The 22,150-nt window shown below is 67.1% G+C and carries 18 protein-coding genes and 1 tRNA gene; 8 read left to right on the forward strand and 11 right to left on the reverse strand.

Features of this window, described 5'->3' with window-relative positions; all coding sequences use genetic code 11:
- Window positions 1-62 precede the first annotated feature (62 nt).
- The 5 genes from Q4A20_RS03560 to Q4A20_RS03580 all read right to left on the reverse strand — a co-directional run bounded on the left by Q4A20_RS03560 (window position 63) and on the right by Q4A20_RS03580 (window position 5,060).
- On the reverse strand, window positions 63-1,535 hold the full coding sequence (locus tag Q4A20_RS03560) for an MFS transporter (RefSeq protein ID WP_303120402.1): 1,473 nt from the start codon (window positions 1,533-1,535) through the stop codon (window positions 63-65).
- Between the two features lie 10 nt (window positions 1,536-1,545).
- A complete protein-coding gene (locus Q4A20_RS03565; protein WP_303120404.1) occupies window positions 1,546-2,382 on the reverse strand; it encodes a 2-C-methyl-D-erythritol 4-phosphate cytidylyltransferase in 837 nt (278 codons plus the stop codon).
- Between the two features lie 83 nt (window positions 2,383-2,465).
- On the reverse strand, window positions 2,466-2,960 hold the full coding sequence (locus Q4A20_RS03570) for a CarD family transcriptional regulator (RefSeq protein WP_303120407.1): 495 nt from the start codon (window positions 2,958-2,960) through the stop codon (window positions 2,466-2,468).
- 92 nt (window positions 2,961-3,052) lie between these two features.
- On the reverse strand, window positions 3,053-3,757 hold the full coding sequence (locus Q4A20_RS03575) for a response regulator transcription factor (RefSeq protein ID WP_303120410.1): 705 nt from the start codon (window positions 3,755-3,757) through the stop codon (window positions 3,053-3,055).
- A gap of 4 nt (window positions 3,758-3,761) precedes the next feature.
- On the reverse strand, window positions 3,762-5,060 hold the full coding sequence (locus Q4A20_RS03580) for a cell wall metabolism sensor histidine kinase WalK (RefSeq protein WP_303120413.1): 1,299 nt from the start codon (window positions 5,058-5,060) through the stop codon (window positions 3,762-3,764).
- Between the two features lie 72 nt (window positions 5,061-5,132).
- Here Q4A20_RS03580 and phoU point away from each other — a divergent pair, with 72 nt between their 5' ends.
- Window positions 5,133-5,792, forward strand: coding sequence for a phosphate signaling complex protein PhoU (gene phoU / locus Q4A20_RS03585; RefSeq protein ID WP_303120414.1), 660 nt, complete (start codon window positions 5,133-5,135; stop codon window positions 5,790-5,792).
- A 692-nt stretch (window positions 5,793-6,484) separates the two neighbouring features.
- Here the strand turns inward: phoU and Q4A20_RS03590 are convergent.
- The 3 genes from Q4A20_RS03590 to Q4A20_RS03600 form a co-directional block, all read right to left on the reverse strand.
- The gene (locus tag Q4A20_RS03590) at window positions 6,485-7,222 is read right to left on the reverse strand and encodes a phosphoglyceromutase (protein WP_303120416.1); all 738 of its coding nucleotides are present in this window, start codon (window positions 7,220-7,222) and stop codon (window positions 6,485-6,487) included.
- A 139-nt stretch (window positions 7,223-7,361) separates the two neighbouring features.
- Window positions 7,362-7,688 (reverse strand): Lsr2 family protein, encoded by a 327-nt coding sequence (locus tag Q4A20_RS03595; RefSeq protein WP_303120418.1) that lies wholly within the window; start codon window positions 7,686-7,688, stop codon window positions 7,362-7,364.
- A gap of 160 nt (window positions 7,689-7,848) precedes the next feature.
- Window positions 7,849-7,924: transfer RNA gene (locus tag Q4A20_RS03600), tRNA-Thr, on the reverse strand.
- Window positions 7,925-8,037: 113 nt separating this feature from the next.
- Here Q4A20_RS03600 and Q4A20_RS03605 point away from each other — a divergent pair.
- The gene (locus Q4A20_RS03605) at window positions 8,038-9,036 is read left to right on the forward strand and encodes an asparaginase (RefSeq protein ID WP_303120419.1); all 999 of its coding nucleotides are present in this window, start codon (window positions 8,038-8,040) and stop codon (window positions 9,034-9,036) included.
- A 33-nt stretch (window positions 9,037-9,069) separates the two neighbouring features.
- On the opposite strand, the gene Q4A20_RS03610 is transcribed toward Q4A20_RS03605, so the two are convergent.
- Entirely contained in the window at window positions 9,070-10,692 is a 1,623-nt protein-coding gene (locus Q4A20_RS03610) for an alpha/beta hydrolase (RefSeq protein WP_303120483.1), read from the reverse strand.
- Between the two features lie 170 nt (window positions 10,693-10,862).
- Between Q4A20_RS03610 and Q4A20_RS03615 the strand changes: the two genes are divergently transcribed.
- On the forward strand, window positions 10,863-11,783 hold the full coding sequence (locus tag Q4A20_RS03615) for a helix-turn-helix transcriptional regulator (protein WP_303120422.1): 921 nt from the start codon (window positions 10,863-10,865) through the stop codon (window positions 11,781-11,783).
- Window positions 11,784-11,807: 24 nt separating this feature from the next.
- Here the strand turns inward: Q4A20_RS03615 and Q4A20_RS03620 are convergent, their stop codons facing one another.
- A complete protein-coding gene (locus Q4A20_RS03620) occupies window positions 11,808-13,064 on the reverse strand; it encodes a DNA polymerase III subunit delta' (RefSeq protein ID WP_303120424.1) in 1,257 nt (418 codons plus the stop codon).
- 463 nt (window positions 13,065-13,527) lie between these two features.
- Here Q4A20_RS03620 and Q4A20_RS03625 point away from each other — a divergent pair, with 463 nt between their 5' ends.
- Both Q4A20_RS03625 and Q4A20_RS03630 read left to right on the forward strand, forming a co-directional pair.
- The gene (locus Q4A20_RS03625) at window positions 13,528-14,430 is read left to right on the forward strand and encodes an ABC transporter ATP-binding protein (RefSeq protein ID WP_303120426.1); all 903 of its coding nucleotides are present in this window, start codon (window positions 13,528-13,530) and stop codon (window positions 14,428-14,430) included.
- A gap of 2 nt (window positions 14,431-14,432) precedes the next feature.
- Window positions 14,433-15,185: an ABC transporter permease gene (locus Q4A20_RS03630; protein ID WP_303120429.1), complete on the forward strand. Its 753-nt coding sequence runs from the start codon at window positions 14,433-14,435 to the stop codon at window positions 15,183-15,185.
- Here the strand turns inward: Q4A20_RS03630 and Q4A20_RS03635 are convergent.
- The gene (locus Q4A20_RS03635) at window positions 15,162-16,199 is read right to left on the reverse strand and encodes a LacI family DNA-binding transcriptional regulator (RefSeq protein WP_303120431.1); all 1,038 of its coding nucleotides are present in this window, start codon (window positions 16,197-16,199) and stop codon (window positions 15,162-15,164) included. The two genes, Q4A20_RS03630 and Q4A20_RS03635, sit on opposite strands and share 24 nt — an antisense overlap.
- A gap of 152 nt (window positions 16,200-16,351) precedes the next feature.
- Between Q4A20_RS03635 and Q4A20_RS03640 the strand changes: the two genes are divergently transcribed.
- The 3 genes from Q4A20_RS03640 (at window position 16,352) to Q4A20_RS03650 (ending at window position 22,141) form a co-directional block, all read left to right on the forward strand.
- Complete coding sequence (locus tag Q4A20_RS03640) at window positions 16,352-19,585, forward strand: alpha-mannosidase (protein WP_303120434.1); 3,234 nt, start codon at window positions 16,352-16,354, stop codon at window positions 19,583-19,585.
- Window positions 19,582-20,766, forward strand: coding sequence for a hypothetical protein (locus tag Q4A20_RS03645; RefSeq protein WP_303120437.1), 1,185 nt, complete (start codon window positions 19,582-19,584; stop codon window positions 20,764-20,766). Before Q4A20_RS03640 ends, Q4A20_RS03645 begins: the two co-directional genes overlap by 4 nt.
- Before the next feature lie 82 nt (window positions 20,767-20,848).
- Entirely contained in the window at window positions 20,849-22,141 is a 1,293-nt protein-coding gene (locus Q4A20_RS03650) for an ABC transporter substrate-binding protein (RefSeq protein WP_303120438.1), read from the forward strand.
- Window positions 22,142-22,150: the final 9 nt, after the last annotated feature.

A 22,150-nucleotide genomic window follows, 5' to 3' on the forward strand; every position in this document is an offset into this window, starting at 1 on the left:
GGTAAGCAGCAGCATCTACCGAGGTCGGCACGTAACTTTGTGCCGACCTCGGTGTTTGGAGGCTACTCGCCGACGGTGATGCGGCCGACGGGATCCTGCACCCGCAGCATCAGTAGCAGTCCCACCGCGAGCACCGTCACGATGCCGAGAATGCCCCAGTAACCCGCACTGACACCTAGTACCCGGGTGCCGACCCAGATCGAGGCGCCGTACATGGCCGGTGCTATGAAGGACACGGCCCGCCCGGTAGTGGCGTACAAACCGAAGATCTCACCTTCGCGCCCCTGCGGCGCCAGCCGGGCCAGGTACGAGCGCGCCGCCGATTGCGCCGGCCCAACGCATCCGGACAACACCAGGCCGAGCACCCAGAAGACCCGCGGACCCGCCCCATGCAGGAAGAACACCAGCAGACCGGCCGCCACCAGCGCCGTGAGCGCCCCGAGAATGACCCGGCGCGGGCCGAGCAGATCATCAAAGCGCCCGGCGGCGATGGTGGCTATCCCGGCGACCACGTTGGCGGCGACCGCGAAGACGATCACATCCCCAGAGGAGAAGCCGAAGGTGTTCTGGGCGATGATCCCCCCGTAGGTGAACACGCCGGCCAGTCCGTCGCGGAAGACGGCGCTGGCCAACAGGAACCACAGCACCTCCGGATGACTGCGGTACAGTCCCACGAGCGTGCGCCACAAGTGCTTGTAGGAGGCCAACAGGGACTCGTGCCGCAGCACCTGTCGTGGTGGCTCAATGGGCTCGGCGGGCTCGTTCTCCAACCCGGCCAGTTCCCGTGCGTCACTCGCCTGGGCGTCCTCAATGGCGGCCCACCTCCGCCAGGCCCGCTTACCGGACTGAGTCACCAGCACCGGAATGGCGCACAGGCCGAACCAGGCGGCCGACACCAGCATGGATACGCGCACATCCAGCCGACCCTCATCGGTGACCCCGAACCAGCCGACCTCCGGGTTGATGAATCCGACGTACAGGATCAGCAACAGCACAATACCGCCGAGGTATCCCATTCCCCAGCCGAGACCCGACACCGCCCCCATACGGTCCTTCGTGGCCAGCCGGGACAGCAGTCCGTTGTAGTTGACCGACGCCAACTCGAAGAAGACATTGCCGATCCCGAGCAGAGTGATGCCCAGCCACAGGTAACCCGGTTCAGGTAGAACGAAGTACAGGGCGGCGCTGACGGCGACGACGACCGCGGTGTAGGCCCCCAGCCAGAAAACGGTGCGCCCGGCCCGGTCGGAGCGCTGACCCGTTACGGGGGCCAGCAGGGCGATGCAGGCGCCTGCGATCGCCAGACCCACGGACAGGGCTGACTCCGTAGTGGCCTGATCGCCGAAGGCTGAACTGGTGAGGTAGACGGAGAAGACGAAGGTGGTGATTACCGCATTGAAGGCCGCCGACCCCCAATCCCACAGCCCCCAGGCGAGTACCGGCCAAGTCAGCAGTCTGCCGGGACCTGTGGGGTCGCCGTGCAGCGTGTCGGCGGGTTTGATCTCGGTGTGCGGTCCCGGGGCAGGTGACGTCATAACCCTGAGCCTACGGCTGCGTGCGCTCCCCGCGGGTGAGAATCTCAGCGAGGGCGAGATCCAGTGGCGTGGTCACTTTCAGAGCCAGCGGGTCACCGGCTACCACGGCGACCTGCCCGCCCATCGTCTCCACCAGGGCGGCGTCGTCCCGGGCGGCACGGGCCTCATCCTTGGCGTTATCGGCGCCGAGCCGATGTGCGAGCTCAAGAGTGCGGCGGGCGAAGCCCTGCGGGGTCTGGACGGCGCGCAGTCGCTCCCGATCCGGGGTCCCGACCACCCGGTACAGCTCGGTCCCCAACCGGGCCTTGGACCGGTCGGTATGGAGGCTACCTGCTCCGGACAGGGCGGTGTCCGGGAGACTGCCTGCGGGCCGGGGCGCAACCGCCACCACCTCCTTGACCGTGTCCGCAACGGGCAGGCCCGGGACGACGGCATCGTGCCCGGCGCGCACGGTGGCGACGACGCGGCGGATCAGGTCTGGAGGGGTCAGGGCCCGGGCGGCGTCGTGTACGAGCACGACCTCGGCGTCGGGACTTGTCTCCAACACAGCAGCCAATCCGAGGGCGACCGAGGCCTGACGGGAGGCGGAAGAGCCCGCGACCACACTGATTCGACCCGCGTCGGTCAGGTCGGTGACTTCGGCGGTGAAGGGGTCCAAATACGCCCGGGGGGCGGTAATGGTGATGCGGTCGATCACGCCGGAGTCGAGCAGGCCGCGAGCGGCCCGGCGCAACAGGGACTCGCCGCATACCTCCACCAGCGCCTTGGGTCCCACGGAGCCGAGCCTGGTTCCGGAACCGGCGGCAGTGAGTATGGCGACGGCGTTCCCGGTGGTTGTGTCCGACATGTGCGGGACCCTACCAGCGCCACGTCTTCGGCCGGTTGCGGCTTCCGTCCCCGGCCCGGAACCGCCCCGAGGAGCAGGTGGTTTCAGGCGGCAGTCCCGGAGGAGAGAATCTCGTCGAGGATGCTCTCTGCCTCCTCCTCGGGCGTCTTCTGGGCGAGCGCCAGCTCGGAAACGAGGATCTGACGGGCCTTGGCCAGCATGCGCTTCTCCCCGGCGGACAGGCCGCGGTCGGTATCCCGACGGGACAGGTCGCGCACGACCTCGGCAACCTTGATGACGTCGCCGGAGGCTATCTTCTCCTGGTTGGCCTTGAAGCGCCGCGACCAGTTGGTGGGCTCCTCCGTAAGCGGCGCCCGCAGCACCTCGAAGACGCGTTCCAGGCCGGATTCGTCGACGACGTCGCGCACCCCGATCAGGTCGACGCTGTCGGCCGGGACCAGGATGGTCAGGTCGCCCTGTGCCACCTCGAGCTGCAAGTAGGTCTTCTCCTCGCCCCTGACCTTGCGCTGGCGGATGTCAATGATCCGGGCGGCGCCGTGGTGGGGATAAACGACGGTCTCGCCGACTTCGAATGTCATAGGTGAGGTCACTCCAGATTAGTCGTGGAGCTTTAGTTTATCAGGAAATGACGCCATAAGATCGGGGAGCTAGCTCACACGGACGCCTGGAATCAGTCGGCGGTGACCAACCGGTAGCCGACCCCGCGCACCGTGGTCAACAGCTTCGGGGCGCTGGGATCGACCTCGATCTTGGCGCGGATGCGCTTGACGTGCACGTCAAGTGTCTTGGTGTCGCCCACATAGTTGGCGCCCCACAGACGCTCAATGATCTGGCCGCGGGTGAGCACATGGTCGGGGTGGCGCAGGAACAGTTCCAACAGCTCGAACTCGCGCTTGGGCATGGGCACCACCCGGCCCTCCACACTCACCTCGTGGCGCCCCACGTCCATGGTTACCCGTCCGGCTTTAAGCACCGGTTGTTCGGGCGCCTCATCCGCGGTGCGGCGCAGTACGGCGTGCACGCGGGCCACCAGCTCGCGATAGGAGTAGGGCTTGGTGATGTAGTCGTCTGCTCCGAGCTCCAGCCCGGCGATCTTGTCCATCTCCGCGTCCCGGGCGGTGAGCATGATGACCGGCACCCGGGAGGTGCGCCGAATGCGGCGGCACACCTCCGCCCCGGACATCCGCGGCAGCATCAGATCCAGCAGAACCAAGTCGATGTGTCCGCTGCCGCCGGGGGCCCCCGCGGTCTCGAAGCGTTCCATGGCAGCGGCACCGTCCTGCGCCTCCACGACTCTGAATCCGTCACGCCGCAGGTTCAGTGCCAGCGGCTCGCGGTAGTTCTCCTCGTCCTCGACCAACAGTATCCGGGTCATGCTCTCATTCCTCACGAGTCTCATCCGGTCTTAACACCTGCCCCGTCCGCTGGCTCCGTGCGGAGGGGTCCTCGGAGATGGCGGCGATGGCGGCGAAGGAGGCGCCGGCGGCTCCGCTGGCAACCGCCTCGACCGCCTCCTTCGCCGGGCCGGGCAGATCCGCCTCAGTACGGTGCCGGGGCAGCACCAGCGTGAAGGTGCTACCGCGCCCGGGTGCCGACCACAGTTCCACCGTGCCGCCGTGATCTGCGGCGACGTGCTTGACGATCGACAGCCCCAGACCGGTGCCGCCCGTCGCCCGCGAGCGGGCCTTGTCCACCCGATAGAAGCGCTCGAAGACGCGCTCCTGCACCTCCTTGGCGATGCCGATACCCTGGTCGACGACGGCGATGCGCACCAGTTCCGGATCGTCGGCGTCCACGCTCAGCCCGACGCTCACCCGGGTACGCGGCTCCGAGTAGCGGATGGCGTTGTCCAGCAGGTTGCTGACGGCGGTTACCAGCAGTACCGGATCCCCAAGAACGTGCAGGTTTTCAGCACCGCCGGCCACCAGTGCGACCTCCTTCGCCTCCGCCTCCACACGCACCCGATCCAGGGCGTCTACGACGACGTCATCCAGGTTCACGTCCTCGGGCTCCACCAGCGCATCGCCGTCCTGCAGGCGGGACAGTTCGATGATGTCTCCCACGAGCCGCTCCAGGCGGCTGGACTCCCGACTCATGCGCGCCGCATAGTCGGCGACCAGAGCCGGATCGTCGGCGTTCTCACGCACGGTCTCCGCCAGCAGCGAGATGGCGCCCACCGGGGTCTTCAGCTCGTGAGAGGCGTTGACCACGAAATCACGGCGCATCTCCTCTACGCGCCGAGCGGCGGTGCGGTCCCCAATGAGGACGAGTGTGCGGCCACGGCCGATAGCGGCCACGCGGACCCTCAGGTGGAAGTTGCCCGCACCGGCCACCCGACCGCGCGCCACCGTGATCTCGGCCTCCTCGGCCTGGTTAGTGGCGCACACGCGGTCAACCATCTGCGCCACCTGCGGCTCGCTGACTTCGTCATCGCGGACGATGTTGTAGGTGTAGGCGGCGGCCGAGGCGCGCAGAACCTCACCATCGTCATCGAGCAGGACCACGGTCGAGTTCAGCGCGGCGAGCACCGGGATCAGGCCGTCGCGCTCCAGCGTGGAGCCGGCGATGATGCCGTTGCCGTGCACGTCACGCGTGGCGTGCCCGAGCGCTAGCCCTACCGCCGCGCCGGCCGCGACACCTGCCACGGCCACGGCGATGATCAGCCAAACGGTTACCACGCCCCCTAGGGTAGAGGTGTGGGCGGGCAGTTCGCGAGCCCGGCCGCAGCGCCGACACGCGGGGAGGCAGCCATGCGCGACATCTTCAACCAGGAGCTCAAGCAGCTGGGAACCGATCTGGCGTCCATGGCGGCGCATGTCGCCACCGCCATCGAGCGCGCCGCGGAGTCCCTGCGCACCGGCGACATCGTCGTGGCCGAGCAGGTCATTGATGCCGATGAGCGCATCAATGACCTGCAGCGCGACATAGACGACATGTGCGTAATGCTGCTCGCCCGCCAGCAGCCGGTGGATCGGGACCTGCGCAATGTCATATCCGCTCTGCGCATGGCTCAGACCCTTGAACGCCAGGGAGATCTCGCCCGCCATGTGGCCACGATCGCCCGCGGTCGTTACCCGCTGGCACCCGTGCCCGAGCCGATCCTGAGTCTAATGGTGAGCATGGCCGATGCCGCCGTGCGTGCCGGCCGGGACGTGCGCACTCTGATTAAGACCCAGGATCTGGAACTGGCCGCACAGATCCAGGATCGCGACGCCGAACTGGACGCACTGCACCGTCAGTCCTTCCAAATGATCCTCGACCCGAACATCGGGTTGACCCGGCAGCAGGTGGTGGACGCCGTCCTAATGGGCCGCTTCCTGGAACGGTTCGGCGATCATTCGACGTCGGTGGCCCGGCGCATGGCATATCTCGTTTCCGGCGTCACCGTGCCCGGCCCGAGCGAATCCTGACCGGGAGGTACGAAGTCGGCATCTTTTGCACGCCGAGACCGGCAGTTGTGACGTACTGGGATCGGCGGGCTGTTGGTGGGTGTGGGTGGTGGTGTGTTCTGGTCGACCCGAGGACGACCTGTCCCGCGCTTGACAACGGCCTCCCATGTTCGAACGCATCTTTCCGCGCTCGAGGGCGGCATCGCGTGCTCGGGTGCGGTCTTAGCGTCGTGGTCCGAGCGATCGAACTCTGTTGCGTGAACTGCTGGTTTACGACCTTGGGGTGTGGTTTACGACCCCGGGGTGGTCGTGAATTGCACCCCAAGGTCGTGAATCGACGTGGCGGCCCTCCTCCCAAACGTCACCAGGTGCGGGCGCGCAGGCCAGGTCGCGGAGGCATCGCGGCGCAGGCGCCATAGGGCGATATCGCGGGCTGGACGTCTCGTACCTTTGGTTGACGGTTCAGCCCTTGGCACCGACGATTCGTACTTTGGTGCGACGGTACGCGCCCTCAAACCGGAAGAGCCCGATTACATCGACGATTACCGCTCGTAACTGACACACATAGGAACATCACCTGCTCCCCCTGGCAGCAGTGGCCGGGATTCGCCACGAGCAGGGGCGGGGCGACGACCTTCGCGTCACCCCGCCCCTCTGGCTAGAAACCGACACCGACCGGGCTCAGTGCGCGCCCCGGCCGATGCCTCGCACACTCACTTCCCCTGGTTGGCGACAGCGGCGATCTTCGCCTCGGCCTCCGGATCCAGGTAGCGGCCGCCCTTCTTGATGGGTTTGAGAGTCTCCTCGTCGAGTTCATAGACGAGCGGAATGCCGGTGGGAATGTTGACACCGGCGATGTCAGCATCGGAGATGTCATCAAGGTGCTTGACGATGGCGCGCAGCGAGTTTCCGTGCGCGGCGATCATGATCGTCTTGCCGGTCTTGATCTCGGGAACAATCGTCTCCTCCCAGTAGGGCAGGAGCCGGGTGAGCACGTCCTTGAGGCATTCGGTGGCGGGAATGGGCTCACCGGCGTAACGCGGGTCCGTGTCCTGGGAGAACTCCGAGCCGAGTTCGATCTCCGGCGGAGGCACGTCATAGGAGCGGCGCCAGAGCATGAACTGGTCGTCCCCGTACTGCTCGCGGATCTCCTTCTTGTTCTTGCCCTGCAGAGCGCCGTAATGACGCTCGTTGAGCCGCCAGTGCCGCTCCACCGGGATCCAGTGACGATCGGCCGCGTCCAGCGCCAGGTTAGCGGTCATGATGGCGCGGCGGAGCACCGAGGTGAATAGCTTGTCAGGCAGGACGCCCGCCTCCTTGAGGAGTTCGCCGCCGTGGACGGCCTCGGCACTCCCCTTCTCCGACAGCGGGACGTCCACCCAGCCGGTGAACAGGTTCTTAGCATTCCAATCGCTCTCGCCGTGGCGGAGCAGCACAAGGGTGTAAGCCATGGAGGTCATTGTGCCAGGCCCCGCCGCCTGCGACCAGGCCCCTGGGTCCCAAGGGACACAGGGGCCTGGTGGGCACGAGTGCGCCGACGATGCGCGCCGCAGCGTCACCGGCCATTTCTCAACCGGCGATAGTGCAAACTCACTTGCCGGGGTTGTTGGCCGCCATGTAGGCCTCACGCACCGGCGCGGGAATGCGCCCACGGTCGGAAACCTCATAGCCGTTGGCGCGCGCCCACTCACGGATCTTCTGCGTGACACCCGTCGGCGGGCGACGCCGAAGAGTGCGACGCCCACCGCGACGGCGGGCCTTTACGGTCCATTCCTCGATCGACTCGCGCAGCGCAGCCGCGTGCTCCTCGTTCAGGTCGATCTCGTAAGTGACACCATCGAGAGCGAAAGTGATGGTCTGGGTCGCCTCAGAGCCGTCGATGTCGTCCACCAGAACAATCTGCGTCTTCTGCGCCATATTGATCCTCCTTGCCACAGATTCGCGGGCCCCGCTTCCGCCGCGGGGTCATCCCGAGAAACAGGATAGACATAACGGCACAATTGAAGCAAGGGAAAAGGACAATGCGGCGCGTCGGGTGCATCGTAGACGATGATCGACGGGAACGGGACCAATGGAGTGGAGCCACCTGTGGGAATCGAACCCACGACCTATTCATTACGAGTGAATCGCTCTGCCGACTGAGCTAAGGTGGCCTGCCGCCAAAGCGGCGACACGCAGGTTACCGCCTGGCACCGCCGCCACGCAATCCAGCACCCCAATCCCGGCAGGTGGTTTAGAGCACAGCCACACCCACTACCCTGAGCACATGCACGTCCACTTCACCTACGCCGGTGGAACCATTGGGATGGTCGACTCACCCCGCGGGCTTAGGCCCGGCGCCGACCTGGAGGCCTGGCTGAGCGATCTGCTCATAGCGTTTCCGACGGCGTCTAGGCCCCGGACCACTCTGACCACCCTGCAGCCATTGGTCGATTCCGCACAGGCAGCTCCTCATACCTGGCAGGCGATCATCAATGACATCAATGCACACGCCTGCGCAGATGCCTTCCTAGTACTGCACGGCACCGACACCCTGGCATATACCGCCTCCGCCCTGTCCTACGCCTTGACGGGGCTCAGGCAGCCAGTGGTCGCCACCGGGTCCCAACTACCACTCGGGGCCCCCGGCTCCGACGCCGCGGCGAATGTAACCGGCGCGCTGGAGGCGATCGCCCAGGGCGTATCTGCCGGAGTGCACCTGTTCTTCGGCGGCCATCTGCTCGCCGGCAACCGCGCCACCAAGACCTCCGCCTGGAGCCTCCAGGGATTCGACTCCCCGAACGTCGCTCCCTCGGCCCGCGCCGGCGCTCCCTGGCACTGGTCCGGCCCCACCGACACCGACGGAATCGGCTGGAGCACACCGCGACCCTTCGGGCAGCACGACGTCGTGGTCCTCGACGCCGTGCCCGGACTGACCGCCACCCGCCTGGCCGCACTGTTGGCGCCCCCACCGGTAGGGGTGGTGCTGCGGGCTTTCGGCGTTGGCAACCTGCCGACCGAGCTGACACCGGTAATCGCGGATGCGGTGACGGCGGGCGTGACGGTGGTGATCACCTCCCAGTGCCTCCAGGGCACGGTGGCGCTGGACCGATACGCCGTCGGGACCGCCGTCGCCGCCACCGGCGCGGTAGGCGGAGGCGACATGACTATGGAGGCCGCCTACACCAAGCTGCAGTTCCTGGCCTCGCAGGGCTTGCGCGGCGCCGAACTCGGCGCCTGGATGCGAAGGAACCTCGCCGGAGAGCTCACCATGCCACGCGTGTAGGCGCGCCCGTCCCCCGAGGCGGCCCGCCCCGCGTCAGCGGCCGCAGACCAGGCCGTCCTCGGGCAGAACACCCGCCAGCAGAAAGTCGTCGACGGCCTTGGTCACGCAGTCATCCGAACGGCCGTAGGCGGTGTGACCGTTACCCCTCCAAGTGACCAATCGGGCATCGTCAAGTTGGGCGGCCAAGGCCTGGGACCAGACGTAGGGAGTGGCCGGATCGCCGGTGGTGCCGATCACCAGCATGGGGGCGGCGCCCCGGGCATGAATTTCCGTGCGCTCACGGGTGGACTCGTGTCCCCAAGTCTGGCAGAACAGGTCCGAGTAGCCCATATCGGCACCGAAGGTGGGAGAGGCCTCCTTGAGGGCATCGCGCTCCGTCTCCCAGGACTCGGCATCACCGCTGACCGGGTAGTCCAGGCAGTTGATGACGGTGATGGCCTCGCCCGCGTTGCTCCGGTAGGAGCCATCGCTCTGGCGCGAGGCAAACAGGTCGGCGGTACTGAGGAGTACAGAGCCGTCCTGCTGGTTCATGGCCTGGTCCAGGCCCTCGGTGAGGGTGGACCAGGACTCGGACCGGTACATCATATTGACAATCGCGGACCCGGCCAGTGAACGGGTCAGCGGCCGATCAGGATCGGATGTGGGGATCGGCGCGTCCATGGTGACTTTGAGCAAGTCCTGTATTTGAGCGACGCCGGCGTCGACATCACCGCTCAGCGGGCAGTTGTCTCCGCTCTGACAGTCCGCCACGTAGGTGCGCAGCGCGGACTCGAAACCGGCGGCCTGGCCCAGAGTGACCTCACCGGCGCTAAGGGTCGGGTCGAGGCCCCCGTCGAGAACCAGTCGACCCGCATTGGCAGGGAACAACTCGGCATAGGTGGCCCCCAAATAGGTGCCGTAGGAGTATCCGAGGTAGGTGAGTACTTCCTCTCCGACGACGGCACGAAGCACATCCAGGTCGCGCGCGGCCGAGACCGTGTCCACGTGATCGAGCAGACCGGCGGGGGTGTTCTTCTCGCACTTGTCCCCGAACCACTCGGCGTATTCCACCACCTCCGCTTGGAGGCCCGCCGCGTCCACGGCGCCATCCGTGTCTGCCGCGCCGATGGCCCGATCGAGTTCGGAACCGGAGCGCAACTCGTCGAGTTCTGCGTCGGTCAGGCAGTCGATGGCCGTCGAGTTGCCCACACCACGCGGATCGAAGCCGATCACATCGTAGGAGGCGAGCAAATCGTTGGAGAAGTAGCCGTCAATGGTGGTCACCAGGCTGATGCCCGAGCCGCCCGGACCACCCGGGTTGATGAACAGGGTGCCAATTGGTTTCGCATCGGCCGAGCGCCGCTTCATCGCAATCTCAATACGCTGCCCGTCCGGTTCGGTGTAGTCGAGGGGGACCGTGACATAGGCGCAGGAGAAGTCGCCTTTGCCACCTACCTCATCCATGCCGGTTTTTCCGCACGAGTACCATTCGACATCCTGAGCGTAGTAGTCCCCCAGCCCGGCTGGGACGGCGGCGGTGGGCGATCCCGCCTGCCTGGCGGCGGCCGAGGGGCTTACGTCCCTGGCCGGAGCAAGGACACCGCATGCGGCCAGGCCGACCGCGGAAAGCGTGGCGGCGAGTGCGGAGAGCGCGCGACGACCGTTTCCATTGAGCATATTCACCTTCGCAGCCTAAGGGCATCTGCGCGCGGGGCACGCACGTTACGGGGGAAGTCGCCCCCCACCGTGACGCAGCCGTTAAACACCGGCGGCACCGACTCCACCCGCGCCTGACGGGGACCGGGCGGGCCTCCCGCAGCTTCACAACGACGCATAGCCTTGTGCGCATGAGCCGCCAGACCCGCCCTACGCCCGCGGACGCCCGCGCCGAGATCAAGGACTTCCTCACTACGCGCCGGGCGAAGGTGACCCCGCGGATGGCGGGACTGCCCGTCGTCGCCGGCCACCGCCGCGTACCGGGGCTGCGGCGGGAGGAGGTCGCCATGCTCGCCGGGGTGAGCGTGGATTACTACACGCGCCTGGAGCGAGGCAATGCGGCCGGAGCCTCCGACGAGGTCCTGGATGCGCTCGCCTCAGCGCTGATGCTGGACGAGGCCGAGCGGCAGCACCTGATCGACCTGGCTCGCGCCGTCACCCCCACGGGGCGGGTCCGGCGGCGTCGAGCACAGCCCAAGAGCTGCGCCGTACGGCCGGACACGCAGTGGATTCTGGACGCGTTGGTGATGCCGGCCGCGGTGCGCAACGGCTCAGGCGACTACCTGGCCGCCAACAACATGGCCCGGGCACTGTACTCCCCCATGTTCGTCGATCCGATCCCCGACGTCGCCGGGCCACACCCGAACATGGCACGTTTCGTCTTCCTGGATCCCCGCGCGCGCACCTTCTTCGTCGACTGGCAGGCGGGGGCGGAGGACTTGGTGGCGATGCTGCGCCTGGAAGCCGGCGCGGACCCGACCGACCCGTGTCTCCAGGCGCTTATCGGCGAGCTGTCTACACGCAGCCGGGAGTTCGCCGACCTGTGGGCACGTCACGACGTTCGCTACGTGTGCCGTGCCAAGAAAGTGGTCAATCATCCGGTCGTCGGCCAGATGCAGCTGTTCTACGAGCCCGCTGCGATGGCGAGCACGCCCGGGCTGACGCTGCTGGTATATGGAGTAGAGCCCGACAGCGCGAGTCAGGAGGCGCTGCGGCTGCTGTCCTCCTGGGCAGCCACCGAGCTCACCCCGGCCGGGAGCCGGCAGGGTTAGCGCCGGGACCGCCGTCGTCGACCCTCATGCCTGGGGTCGCAGCTGCACCATGAGGGACTCCACCGCGAGCAGCGGGGCCGCATTGGAACGCAGTCGGGTGCGGCACTCCTCAATGGCGCCGATGCGCGCCAGGGATTGCCGGGGTCCGGTGGAGGTCGCCACCTGCGCCACCGCTTCAGACAGGTCGATATTGACCTGCTCGACGTCGCTTCCGAGCTGAACCGCGAGTACATCCCGATAGAAGGACAACAGGTCGATCATGGCCCGGTCCAGCACGTCGGTGCGGGCACGGCGGGCACGCCGCTTCTGATCCTCCTCCAGTTGCCGTACCTGGGCGCGCAGCGACGGCGGGATTCTGCCCCCCTCCTCAATGCCCAGTGCGCGCAGCAGGGCGGCCCTCTCGGCGGCGTCGCGCTCGGTGGTGGCACGGGAGGCCTCATCCTCGGCGGCATCTACCAGGTCCGCGGCGGCCAGGACCGCATCGCCGACGCTGCGCAGCGATACCGGTGCGAGCAGCAGCCGACGGCGTCGCTCCCAGGCGCCGGCGTCGACGGCGAGGTGCCGGGCGAGTCCGATGTGGGATTGACTGGCGCGGGCGGCGCGGACCGCCAGTTCAGGGTCGGCGCCGTCGCGGCGCACCAGCAGTTCGGCCACGGCGTCGGCCGGGGGGATCCTCAGGGTCACCAGGCGGCAGCGCGAGCGGATAGTGGGCAGCACGTCGTCGGCGCTGGGGGTGCACAGGATCCACACGGTCTGGGGCGGCGGCTCCTCAATCGACTTCAGCAGCACGTTGGTGGTGCGCTCGGCCATGCGATCAGCGTCCTCCACCAGGATGACCCGCCAGTTGCCGGTCCAGGGGCGGCGCTGCGCCTCCCCGATCAGGGCCTTGACCTCATCGATGGTGATCAGGAGCTTGTCGGTGGCCAGTCGCACCACGTCGGGGTGGGCGCCGCTGAGCACGTCGCGGCAGGCCTTGCACGCCCCGCAGCCGGGTTCCTCACCGGTGCACTGCAGGGCGGCGGCGAAGGCCCGCGCGGCGACGCTCCTGCCGGAGCCGGGCGGGCCGGTCACCAGCCAGGCATGAGTCATAGCGGAGGCGTCGACGGCGGATGCAGCGGCGGGAGGGGCCGCATGCTCATCCGGCGGCTCCGGCGGCCGACCAAGCGGAGCCTGGCTCGCATCACCGGTGCGGGCGGCGATGACGGCGCGGGCCGCCTGCGCGGCGGACCGGAAGGCAGCGACGACCCGCTCCTGGCCGACGACGTCGTCCCAGACGCTCATACGTGCTCCTGTGTGGAGACAATGGTCATCCGGCCCGTGGTCGGCGGCAGGAAGGAGTGGATCACGTCCCCAGGGTAGCGGGAAGTGCAGACGTATTCAGCCATAGCAGTCGCTCGTAGGGCGGAGTCATAAATGGCTCTTCGTGTTTGGGGGTGTTAGCGCCTGTAGCCGAACTCGTCTACTACGCCGGTTCGTGCTCTACTACGCCGGTTAGGTGTCTGCTGAAGGGCTACGAAGCCTTCACCACAGGTCTAACCGGCGTACCCAACGCCGAAGGGGCGTACCCAACGCCATCCCACCGCCAACCGCCACACCCTCAAACACGAAGTGCCTCATAAACCCCCTGGCTCGACATACAATCAAAACCACCAACCTCAGGCGTTGCACCTCAACCCGGACGATGGCGACCAGGTCCCGCCGCAGCAGCACCCCTAATAAGGCTCTCGGAGAAGCAGGAGGGACGATGCGCACAGTAGCCGAGTTGTCAGGCGTCACCAAGACCTACCAGGGGCGAGAGGTGCTCCATGGCATCAACCTCTCGCTGGCCGCAGGGACCACTTACTTCCTGGTGGGACCCAACGGCTGCGGGAAGACGACCACCATTGAGACGCTCGTGGGACTGCGTGCCCCGACGAGCGGCACGATCACCCTGCTTGGAACGCACCCGGGCGATCCCTCCCTACGGCCACGCATCCGTGTGTGCTTACAAGGCGGATCGCTGCACGCCCAGGTAACCGTGCGCGAGCACTTCGAGTTCTTCGCGGCGCTGTATGGTCAACCAGCCAGCACGGTGGAAGACATTGCCACGAGCTTCGGCATTGAGGATCTGTTGGGCCGGCGATTCGGTCGTCTCAGCGGGGGCCAGCAGAAGCGTGTCATGGTGGCGGGCTGCTTCTTCGGCCAGGCGGAACTCATCATCCTGGACGAACCGACCAGCGGCGTCGACCTGGAGAGCAGACTATCCCTGTGGGATTACCTCTCCCGGGTCATGGCGGGCCGGCCCGCGACGCTCCTGGTCACAACCCATGACCTGACCGAGGCCGAGGACTACGCGGACACCGTGATCATTATGCGCGACGGCTCTATCGTGGCCTCCGGCACGGTGAGCGACCTGGTCCACGCCTCCGGGCTGGTGGGCGTGGTGCCCGTGCCGACAGCAATTCTCAGCTCCCTTCCGACGGACACGGCCGAGCGCCGTCACTTCCTCAGCAGCGACGGCGCAGCCACCCTGGTGGGATACACCAACGCCGAGTCCCTGCGTCGTGACATCCGCGCTTTGGAGGAGGCAGAGCCGAACCGTGCCATCGGGGTGCGCGAGCGCACGCCCCGGCTATCCGATATCTACCTGCACACCCGAGGCGAATGATGATGAAACCCTTCGCACTACAGATCCGCAATCAGTTGCTGGGGTTCGTTCGGGAACCAGTGGCGGCCACCTTCAACCTGGCGGTGCCGTTCATGATTGTCATAGTGCAGGCGCTCGCCTACGGCGACCAGGTCTACAGCGATGGACACACCAGGTACCGCCTGGTAGACACTCTGGGCGTGACGACCGGAGTCATGTTCATCATGATCATCGGACTGTTCGGCATGGGGATCGGCCTGGCCTCGCTGATCGAGTCCCGCGTTCTGGCCGGCTCCAGCCTGCGCCCCGGGGGCCCGGGACTCGTGATGTCGGCATACGCCTTGGTTCTGCTGGTCCTGGTGCTCCTGGGTTGGGCAATCTCCTACCTGGTCCTGTGGCTGGGGTGGCGCGCGACGCCGCCGGCCCTCCCACTGGCGGTTCTGGGCGTGGCGACCCTCGGCATTGCCGTGTTCCTGGTGCTGGGAGTATGCATCGCCGCCGTGGCGGGGACGCCGCGCAGCACGCAGGGAGTGTGCTCCATGGTCTTCTTCCCGCTGCTCTTCCTGTCCGGCGCGATCTTCCCGATCAGCACCTTCCCCGACGCGCTGCGAGCAGTCGCTGTGTGGCTGCCCGGCTACCGGCTCATGGAGGCACTGTCACCGCTGTGGGCCGACGGTCAGAGGACCGACCTGGGCAGCGTGCTATACCTCGTTGCCGCACTCGTACTGGCCGCCATACTCGCGCACTGGCTCCTACGACGTCGCGAGGACGTCTGACGTCCAGCCCGCGGACATTGAGGAGGCACGCACCACGAGGGTGGGAGTCGCCAGTCGAACGGTATGAGACGTCTGGTCGCTCAGATAGGCCCGTAGGAGCCTGGCCGCCGTCTGGCCCATCTCCCCCGGCTCGCGATGAATCGCCGTCACATCGGGGGTGAGTACCCGCAGCACGGAGGAGTCCTCAAGCGAGACCACGGCGAGCTCCGCGCCGATCCCCACCCGCCTGTCCTGCAGCACCGACACTCCCCCGAGCGCAAGCACCTCGTTGTCGTAAACGATCGCGTCCGGAACACGTCTCCCACCCACCAGTTCCGCGGTCGCCTGACCTCCGGAGCGCTCGGAGTAATCGGCGGCCTGCACCACCATGATCTCAACCCCCGCGCGTCTACCCGCGACGGACAGGGCATTGGTGCGCCGGGCATTGTGCATCACGCCGGCGGTGCCCGAGATGTAGGCGACGCGTTCGTAACCCTGCTCCATAAGATGCGCCAGCACGACTTCCATCATGCCCTCGTCATCCCCGACGACGGCCGGCATTCCACCGGTATCCGGTTCCCCTACCAGCACGTACGGCAGCCCCAGTTCACCCAGAACCTCCAACCGCGGATCCTCACTGCGAGGATCCACCACTACTACGCCATCGACCCGGCGCTGCGCCCACCACGAGCGGTAAGTGGCGATCTCCTGCGTCGTCGTCTCAACGATCTGCAGCACCAGGGCGAGTGCGTCGATCGCGAGTTCGCCCTGCATGCCCACTATGAACTCGAAGAAGAAGCGTTCAGCGGCCACGGCATGGCTGGGCCTGGCGATGACCAGGCCGACCGCGCCCGCGCGCGAGGCGGACAGCGCGCGTGCAGCCGCGTTCGGGGTCCAGCCCATCTGGTTCGCAACGGCGACGACTCGACGCCGCGTGCTGTCGGATACGCCCGGGCGGCCGTTGAGGGCGAAGGACACGGCGGACGGGGATACCCCGGCGACCTCCGCGATGTCGCGGATGGTAGGACGCTCCATGACGGCAGTATGCCACGGCTGATCCGCTTATAAGGCATCCCTTGAACCGCTTGACCTCATAGATAATACGGTTTAGTGTGGATTATCGTCGGCCGCTCCGAGAGCAGGTCGGGCCGACTGTCACTCACCCGCCCGCGCCAATGGAGGCCGCCATGCATGACAACCGCGCAATGCTCCTAAAACACGTGGACCGTATGCTCGCCGAGCGGATTCGGCCCGCGATCCTTGAGACGATCGCCCCTGCGCACGTGGAGGCCTGGGAGGTCGCCGATCCGTCCGGCCCTCTCGCGAATGTGCCCGGAGCTGGTGCCCCCGTCCCCACCTCCACGGCCCTGTCTCCCACCACCGCCTATCGGCCCTTCTCGATCCCCGGCCCCTGGGGTCCCGCCTGGGGCACCACCTGGTTCCGCGTGACCACCTCCATCCCCTCCGAGTTGCGCGGCGCCCACCTCGAACTGGACATCGATCTGGGATGGGAGCCCCATTCCCCAGGATTCCAGGCCGAGGGACTGGTGCGCACGGCCGACGGAACCATCCTCAAGGCGCTCAACCCCCGCAACCAGTGGGTCCCCGTATGGGAGTCACTGCTGGACGCCGAGGGGCACCTGACCCTGTATGTGGAGGCCGCCTCCAACCCGATGCTGCTGGGCACTCCCCCATTCCAGCCCACCGCGGAGGGATCACGGTTCACGCAGTCCCAGGCACCGATCTACACGTTCCGCACCGCCCGACTCGCACGGGTTCACGATCAGGTGCGCGAACTCGCCGCCGACGTCGACGTCCTGCTCGGTCTGGCGCGGACACTGCCGCAGGAATCGCCCCGCATGTGGAGGCTCCTGGTCGGCACCTCGGAGGCGCTCGACCGGCTCGACCCCGCTGACGTTCGCGGTACCGCCACCCGGGTGCGTGAGCTACTGGAACCATTGCTGTCCACGCCCCCCGATCACGATGCCGTGACCCTGGCAGTCAGCGGTCACGCACACATAGACTCCGCCTGGCTGTGGCCCGTGCGCGAGTCACGCCGCAAGGCGGTGCGTACCCTGGCCAATGTCATCCGCCTGCTCGACGACGGCGCGCCGATGCGCTTCGCATTGCCGGCCGCGCAGCACGCCGCCTGGGTCAAGGAGGAGGATCCGGAGCTGTTCGAACGGCTCAAGGCCCATGTCGCCGCCGGAGGCATCACTCCGGTCGGCGGCTCCTGGGTCGAGCCCGACGCGGTGCTGCCGGCGGGTGAGTCCCTGGTGCGCCAACTGACCGAGGGGACCGCCTTCTTCCGCGACGAGCTCGCAGCCGCCTGCCATGAGATCTGGCTGCCCGACTCCTTCGGCTACACCGGAGCACTGCCACAGATCGCGCACCTCGCCGGTTACGACAACTTCCTCACGCAGAAGATCTCCTGGAACCAGGTCGACGCCTTCCCCCATCACACGCTGTGGTGGGAGGGGATCGACGGCACCCGCATCTTCACCCACTTCCCCCCGGCGGACACCTATGGCGCCGAGGTCACCGCGGAGCAGGTGCGGCACGCCGAGCACAACTTCAAGGACAAGGGGCGCGCCGCCACTGAATTCCTCCTGTACGGCTACGGCGACGGCGGAGGCGGACCGGTTCGCGAGATGCTCGACCGCATTGAACGGATGCAGAACCTGGCCGGCTCGCCCCGGATGGAGCACATGACCTCCGCGGAGTTCTTCAGCCGCGCCCGCGCGGAGTATCCCGACGCCCCCGTATGGGTCGGCGAACTGTACCTGGAGAAGCACCGGGGCACACTGACCAGTCAGGCGGCGATCAAACGCGGCAACCGGGAGGCCGAGGCGGCGTTGCGCGAGGCGGAGACCTGGTGCACAACCGCCTGGGTGCGCGGCCTGCTCAGCGACGACACCTACCCCGCCCCACTGCTCCACCGCCTTTGGCGCACCACCCTACTGTGTCAGTTCCACGACATCCTGCCCGGCTCCTCGATCGCCTGGGTCTACGAGGAGGCGGAGGCGGCACTGTGCCAGGTCGTCGCCACGGCAGGCGCCCTGGCCGCGAGCGCGCGCCGGGCCCTGGCGGAGCAGGTGCCGACGACGACGCTCACCGAACCACTGCCCGCCACCTCCCCCCGACCGCATCCAGAATCCCGACCCGACGACGACTCCCCGCGGGCCGGGGACCGGCTGGTGTTCAATACGGCGCCCGTACCACGGTTTGTGGCCGGCGTGGAGGTCCCCGCCCTGGGCGCCGCCGTCGTGACGGCTGAGGCCGTCCGTGCCGCAACCGCCCGGAAGGGGGCGACGGTTGAACAGCTGCGCGACGGCGGGGCGATCCTGACCACCGCCGGCGGGAGGGCGCAGGTCGATGCGACCGGAGCACTCGTCTCGCTGACCTTCGCCGCCCAGGCGGGCAGGCAGGAGATCGTTCCGCCCGGGCAGCGGTTCGGCATCCTCCAGATCGCGAACGACTTCCCCAACGAGTGGGACGCCTGGGATCTGGACCCCTTCTACCGCGCTTCGATACATGAGGTCCCGGGGCGGTTGATTGATACGCGGGTCGCGGGCACGGCTGCGCTCGCCGTCGTCGAGGCACACTTCGGCGACTCACGCGCACTGCTGACCTGGACGCTCAATGAGCGCGGACTCGATCTCAAGGTCGAGGTGTCCTGGCAGGAGACGGAGAAGCTGCTCAAACTGGCCCTGCCCGTGGACGTGCACGCCGATAGCGCCACCTATGGCGCGCAGTTCGGTCACGTGCGCCGTCCCACTCATGACAACACCTCCTGGGACGCCTACCGCTTCGAGGTGTGCGCCCACAAATGGCTGCAGGTGGGCGAGCCCGGCCGCGGCGTCGGCATCGCCAACGACGCCACCTACGGTTGGGACGTCACCCGGCATCCCCGTCCGCATGGCGGCACCTGGTCGCTCGTTAGGGCGTCACTGCTGCGGGCGGCGCGCTTCCCCGACCCGGACCAGGACCATGGCGAGCACGCCTTCCAGTTCTCCGTGGTCCCCTCCGCAGGAACCGCGCAAGCCCGTCAGGCCGGATATCGCCTGAACCTGCCGCTGCGGGAGCAGGCCGCCCCCGCCGGCGCCGGCGGTATCACCCCACTGGTGACCGCCTCCGGCGCCGTCATCGAGTCCCTCCACCCCGCTGATGACGATTCCGGGGATGTGCTGGTGCGCCTGTACGAGCCGGAGGGGGCGCGCACTCGCGTGACCCTGGAATCGGATGACCTGACCGGCGCCGTCGGCGCTGACTTGCACGGGAATCCCTCGGCTGTGCTCGGCGTCGACGTCGTCCCCGTTCCAGGCGCACAGGGGGCCTGGAGCTTCGACCTGCACCCCTTCGGAATCGCCACCGTGCGGATGAGCCGGAAGCCGAAGCAGACAGGGGAGCGCAGACAATGAGGTTCGGAGTCAACTACACCCCCCGCGTGGGCTGGTTCCACGCCTGGCTCGATCTGGATCCGGCGCTCGTCACCGATGACATGGCCGCCATCCGGGAGGTCGGGGCCGATCACGTGCGGATCTTCCCGTTGTGGCCGCTGCTGCAACCCAACCGCCGGCTCATCCGGCCGGCCGCCGTCGACGACGTTCTGCGCGTGGTCGATATCGCGGGTCGCGCCGGCCTGACGGTAACCGTCGACGCATTGCAGGGGCACTTGTCCTCCTTCGACTTCCTGCCCGCCTGGGTCACCACCTGGCACCGCCGCAACCTCTTCACCGACGTCGACGTAGTATCGGCGCAGACCGAGCTGATCCGCACACTCGCCCGCGAACTCGCCTCACGCCCGCACGCCGATGGGCTCAGCCTGGGCAACGAGTTCATCCAGTTCGCCGCCCGCCGCCATCCACAGCGCTCCCCGCTGCAGGCCGAACAGGCCGGGCAGTGGTTGCGCGCCCTATTCGGTGCCGCACGGGAGGAATGGGCCACCGGGACCCTGACGCACTCCTTCGACGACGACCTGTGGTTCGACGATACCCACCCGTTCATACCCGCGCACGCCATGCTGGGAGACATGACAACCGTGCACGCGTGGATCTTCATGCAGGTCGGCCCGCGCTACGGGAGCGGGCATCCCGCCCTGCCGCTGTTCGCCCGCTACCTGGTCGAACTGGCGCGTGCCTGGGGCGGGCCCGAACGCGCCATCTGGCTGCAGGAGGTCGGGGCGCCGATCACCCACGTCCCGGCTGCGGCGGCACCCGCCTTCGTCACCGATACGATCGCGCATCTGACGGGGCTTGATGGCACACCCGCAGCACCGAACCTGGAGGCGATCACCTGGTGGTGCTCCCACGATGTCTCCCCCGAGCTGGCCGACTTCCCCGAGCTGGAGTACTCCCTCGGCCTCATCGACTCCACTGGAGCGGTCAAGCCGACCGGGCAGGCCTTCCGCGCGGCCGCCGACGCCGCCCGCGACTGTGCGGCGTCGGAGCCGGCGGCCGCGGGCGGATCGGCCGTTCCACGACTCACCTTGCCAACAGCCGAGCCCTCACTTCGTTCGCAGGCCGGGCCGCAGTCGGCGCTGTTCGATCAGTGGTGGCGTCTGGCCTTGGCGGGCCCCGCCCCCGAACTGGAGCTGCCATGAGGTACTCAACCTCTACTAAACCGATGTAGTATCGGTGTTGTGGCACCCGCCCCACCACTTCAAAGACGAAGGGAAATACACCATGAAGCTCAGCCGCCGCGGCCTACTCATGGGCGTGCCTGTGACGACGGCCGCAGTTCTGTCCGCCTGCACCGGTTCATCCGGCTCCAGCAACTCGGGTTCCGGCTCCGGGGCCGCTGCGGGCTCCGGGGAGCTGTCCGGCAAGATCACCTTCCAGACCTGGTCACTCAAGGACGACCGATTCACACCCTACTTCGAGGCCCTAATCAAGGCATTCCAGGATGACAACCCCGGAACCACCATCAACTGGATCGATCAGCCCGGCGACGGCTACGAGGAGAAGATCCTCCAGCAGGCCAATTCCGGCGAGCTGCCCGACGTGATCAATCTGCCCGAGGGTTTCGCCTACAAACTGGCCCAGGCGTCCCAGGTACTCGATCTGAGGGCGGCGAATGCGGAGGTACTCAACACCTACGTGCAAGGAGGCCTGGATGCCTACACCTATGACGGCATCGACGGCACCTACGGCTATCCGTGGTACCTGGGCACGGACGTATGCTGGTGGAACACCGAAATGCTCACGCGCGCGGGACTGTCCGCACAGGAGGCACCCACCGACCTCGACTCCTACATCGATTGGTGCACCAAGGCCGCCGAGAAGGGCATCTACCTGGCCTCCACAATGCCCGGCCTGATGGAGATCCGGGACTACGGCGTCGATATCTTCGACGGCGAGCAGTTCACCTTCAACACCGACCGGGCCGCACAGGTCGTCGGCAAGTACTCCACGCTCTACCGTGCCGGCGCCATGCCCGCTGAGGTACTCAATGACGACTACTCGGGCAATGCGACCATGTACACCCAGGAGAAGGTCGGTTATACCACGGCCACGGGATCGTTCGTCACCCAGCTGACGAACGACGCCCCGAGCCTCCTGGACAAGACGGACTGCTCTGCACGCTTCACCACGCCGCCGCTGTACATTCAAGGGATCAGCGTCGCCGCGAACTCCGGGAATCCCGACCTGGCGCTCGCATTCGCCCAGTACGTGACGAACAATGACAACCAGGTCGAATTCGTGAAGATCGCACAGGGCTTCATGCCCGGAACCCTGGCGGGCAATGAGGATCCGGACTCCTTCACCGCAGAGGTCTCCAATCCGCTGATGAAGAAGGCGATCGAATTGGCGGCGGCCGCCATGCCCAGCGCCGAGGCGGTCAAGCCGGTTCAGTACACCGATGACATGAGCAGCTATACCCAGCAGCAGATCGCGCTTGCGCTGAAGGGAGACATCTCCCCCAAGGACGCCTTGGACGCCGCAGTCAAGTACTGCAACGAGAATCTCGGCGCTTGACGGCGGTAT

Source organism: Actinomyces sp. (genome assembly GCF_030530635.1).
GTDB lineage: Bacteria > Actinomycetota > Actinomycetes > Actinomycetales > Actinomycetaceae > Actinomyces.